2 protein-coding genes and 3 pseudogenes are annotated in these 3,521 nt (G+C 68.3%); 2 read left to right on the forward strand and 3 right to left on the reverse strand.

What is annotated here, in order from left to right; genetic code table 11:
- Nucleotides 1–511: 511 nt before the first annotated feature.
- Both ACFWUY_RS40875 and ACFWUY_RS40880 read right to left on the reverse strand, forming a co-directional pair.
- Nucleotides 512–1,663, reverse strand: a complete 1,152-nt coding sequence (locus ACFWUY_RS40875; protein WP_384121914.1) for a hypothetical protein — start codon at nucleotides 1,661–1,663, stop codon at nucleotides 512–514.
- A 163-nt stretch (nucleotides 1,664–1,826) separates the two neighbouring features.
- Nucleotides 1,827–2,069 (reverse strand): annotated as a pseudogene (locus ACFWUY_RS40880) (IS5/IS1182 family transposase); the annotation flags it as partial.
- Nucleotides 2,070–2,072: 3 nt separating this feature from the next.
- Here ACFWUY_RS40880 and ACFWUY_RS40885 point away from each other — a divergent pair.
- Nucleotides 2,073–2,324: pseudogene (locus ACFWUY_RS40885) on the forward strand (IS701 family transposase); the annotation flags it as partial.
- 73 nt (nucleotides 2,325–2,397) lie between these two features.
- Here the strand turns inward: ACFWUY_RS40885 and ACFWUY_RS40890 are convergent.
- Nucleotides 2,398–2,589: pseudogene (locus tag ACFWUY_RS40890) on the reverse strand (IS630 family transposase); the annotation flags it as partial.
- Between the two features lie 78 nt (nucleotides 2,590–2,667).
- On the opposite strand from ACFWUY_RS40890, the gene ACFWUY_RS40895 reads away from it, so the two are divergent.
- Complete coding sequence (locus ACFWUY_RS40895; RefSeq protein ID WP_384121916.1) at nucleotides 2,668–3,408, forward strand: IS4 family transposase; 741 nt, start codon at nucleotides 2,668–2,670, stop codon at nucleotides 3,406–3,408.
- The last annotated feature ends 113 nt before the right edge of the window (nucleotides 3,409–3,521 follow it).

Here is a 3,521-nt window from a genome sequence, read left to right on the forward strand (position 1 = left end):
GCTCGACCCGCCCGCACTCCGCCACCACCTCATCCACCAACTCCGGCGGAAACACCCGCGTCAACACACCCAGAGCGATCCGGTCCGACAACCGGCCACCCGACGACTTCTTCACCTGCCCAGGTCTCGGCACACCACACACAACGACCAACACCACACAAAGCCACCGGTATTGCCTCTAAGTGCCGCAATCGTGAGAGAGGCAGCCTCTCAACCGCGAGGGGCCTTCAGCCGATTTCTCTTGGCCATGCGACCCTTTACGGGCTGAAGAAGACCGGCTCCGGTGCTTTCCCCCTGTCTGCGCCAGAACTCACCGACTGAGGCGGGTAGGCGGTCCCCACGCGAACTCGAGATTGCCGAACTGCAAACTCTGCGCTATCTCACGCAAGCCCCCTGCCTACCGCGCCCGGCGCTGGTCGTGGGCGTGGCAGGCAGCGGGGACCGGGCCGCGGCAGGGCAGAACTCACCTACACTGACCCTGCGGACGGCACGGGATCTCCCCTCCGGCCCTCTACCGGTTCGGGCTGCGGAAGAGAGCGAGCGTCTTCGTGAGGGTTTTCAGCGCTGAGGTGCCCTGCTCGGCCGCAGCCGGCGCGGGCGTCCGGGACGCGTCGTTGCCGCTGGTCGTCTCGGCGAGCGCGGCGAGCGCCGACTCGGCCGCTTCACGGTACAGGTCACAGGACGCCGTCATGGCCTCGAGCGCCTTGGCATACCGGGTGACCATGGCCCGTGCGTGGACAAGCTCCTCGTCCGGGGTGAGCAGGTGCCAGCCTTGCCGCAGTCGTGTCAAGACCTGTTCGGCGTCGGCCGGCAGCGGTCGCGGCAGCGAGGCGAACTCCGCGATCTTCTTGAGGAGTTCGGTCGGCTCCGTGCCGTCCAGGAAGACATCGCGTACGGTGAAGCGCTCCGCGTCGTAGCCCGGGACCTGCGGCGTCGAGGACAGGACGACGGCCCCGCCGCGCGGTAGCCCCACGCCCAGCTCACGCTTCATCGCGAAGTCGGCGATCAGTGCCTGCTCCGGCGTGGCCCGGTGCTCGACCACCCAGTGCCGCAGGCTCGGCGGCAGGAACGCCGTGATCGGCCGCCGCCCCCGCGCGTCCGGCGTCATCGCCTCGTGCACCACGACATGGATGAACCAGCTCTGCCGGGTACAACCCCGCAGCAGGCGCCGCAGCTCGCCGTCGTCCTTCGGCAGGTGGTTCGTCCTCCGCAGCCGCACGCCCGGCACCCTGTCGTGATCCCAGGCGACCTGGTCGCTGTCGGGCCAGAACACGGTGGCGGGCGAGGGCCAGCTCGCTTCCCAGGCCCGCTCCGCCTCGGCGGCGAGCACCCAGGTGACGCCCTCACTCTCGACGCGGCGGGACTCCGGCTCGTACGTGGTCAGCTGAGCGCGCACGGTCACACCGTCGGCCACGCGCCAGCGGGCCTCGAAGAGCCGGCGGGCAGACGGGCCGGCATCGGCGGACTCGTCCCGAGGGAACAGATCGGTCGAGCGGGCCGCCTCGATCGGGTCGAGGTCCAGGAAGTCATCGATCACCCTAGCCGCCTTGAGGGCGAGCAGGTTGCGCCGGACGTCCCGTTCGGCCTCGGGCCCGAGGTAACGCCCACGCCCGAGCCACACGGTGTCGGGGACAGTAGTCGATGAAGAGCTGTTCTTGGCCATGGAACCGTCCAGGTGGGTGATCAGGGCTCGACCAGTATGGTCCGCGGCCCGAGCAACGGAGTCCATCAGGCCGCACTGGCCCGGTCCGGCACGCTTCCTGGCGGCGGGGACCACCCGCGTTCAGCAGGGTCTGTTCTGCCCCCGTGACGGTAGGCGACGCCACGCCGCTCACCGGCATTACGAGGGGCGTTCCGCGCCTGTCGGTGATCAGATGGTGCTTGCTGCTCCGCGGCCGACCGGCGAAGGTCCGGTGTGAGCCCACCTTCAGGGCCCGGACGTGCGAGCCGTCGATCGCGGCTTCGTCCATGTCCAGCAGACCTGCCTTGCGGAGTTCTGCGAGGAGGATCTCGTGCAGGCGGGGCTGGACGTCGACCTCTGTCCAGTCCCGCAGGCGCCGCCAGCACGTCGCCTCTCCTACTACATCGCCCACTGCCCCGCCGGCATCACCCTGGACCAACTGATCCGTGTCGCCGGCAGCCGGTAGGCGGTCGAGGAGTGCTTCCAGACTGCCAAGCAGGAGTGCGGCCTGGACGACTACCAGGTCCGCCGCTATCCCGGCTGGCATCGCCACATGACCCTCGCGATGGCCGCCCACGCCTGCCTGACCGTCCTGCGGGCCCGCGAGCTCGACGCTGGCAAAGCAGAAACGGATTCCCAATGAAGTTGTCAACGTAGGTTCGTGACTCGCTGTGAACGGATTACTGAGGTTGAACTCGTGATGTCGTCTTCGGTGATCAGGGGCTGATGGTCAGTCCTGTCTCGGTAAGGCAGCCGTCTATGAGGTGGCTGCGGTACTGGATGTGGCGGAGACCGCGTCGGATGGTCTGGACGAGGTGTTCGGGGGTGCTGAAGGCGACGTTGGAGAGCCAGCCGCGTCGCAGCAGCGACCAGATACCTTCGACGGGGTTGAGGTCGGGTGCGTAGGGCCAATGCTGCTGACTTTATGTCTGTGTGCTCGTTGAGTTGGTGTGGCTGGTGTGCGGGCAGGTGGGGACGGCCGGGTTGTGGACCGGATCGCGTTGGGTGTGCTGACGCGGGTCTTCCCGGCAGAGTTGATCGACGAGGTTGTTGTGGGTACCGGCCGTGGGGAAGTACGGCGTCGGAAGCTGCCGGCTCGGGTGGTGGTGTACTTCGTGCTGGCGATGTGCCTGTTCCGGCCGGCCGGATACGAGGAGGTGGCCCGGCTGCTGTCCCAGGGGCTTCGAGGGTGGGAGGTGCCGTGCACCGCGGCGATCAGCCGCGCTCGTGCCCGGTTGGGGCCGGAGCCGTTACGGGTGCTGTTCGAGAGGGTGTGCCGGCCGGTGGCCGGGCCGGACACCCCGGGGACGTGGTATCGGCGGTGGCGTCTGGTGGCAGTGGACGGGACGGCGCTGGAGGTGCCGGACACCGCGGTGAACGCCGAGCATTTCGGTCGTGCGGTCTCCGATCGTGGTGCGGGGGCGTTTCCGCAGGTGCGGATGGTGGTGTTGGCCGAGTGCGGCACGCATGCGGTGTTCGGGGTGGCCATGGGGCCGTTCACCGTCAGTGAGGTCGCACTGGTGGGACAGCTGTGGGAACACCTGGAGCCGGGGATGCTGGTACTGGCTGACCGGAACTTCCCGGCGTTCCCGCGCTGGCGCGCGGCCCTGGCCGGTGGGGCGGACCTGCTGTGGCGGGTGAAGAGCAACGCGGTGCTGCCTGTGTGTCGGCAGTTGGACGACGGCTCGTACCTGTCTGAGGTTCCCCCGAGATGCGGCGGAAGGTGACAGCAGGTCAGATGGTTATCACGAGAGGAGATCTGATCATGGCTGCCCCGAGGAAGTACCCGCTGGAGTTGCGGGAGCGTGCGGTGCGGATGTATCGGGCCACCGAGCCGAAG

It is taken from the genome of Streptomyces sp. NPDC058664 (genome assembly GCF_042716635.1).
Taxonomy (GTDB): Bacteria; Actinomycetota; Actinomycetes; order Streptomycetales; family Streptomycetaceae; genus Streptomyces.

What these genes read in the sequence shown, in the direction of transcription:
- ACFWUY_RS40875 (WP_384121914.1), bottom strand. Translation starts at nt 1,663, where the DNA reads ATGGCCAAGAACAGCTCTTCATCGACTACTGTCCCCGACACCGTGTGG.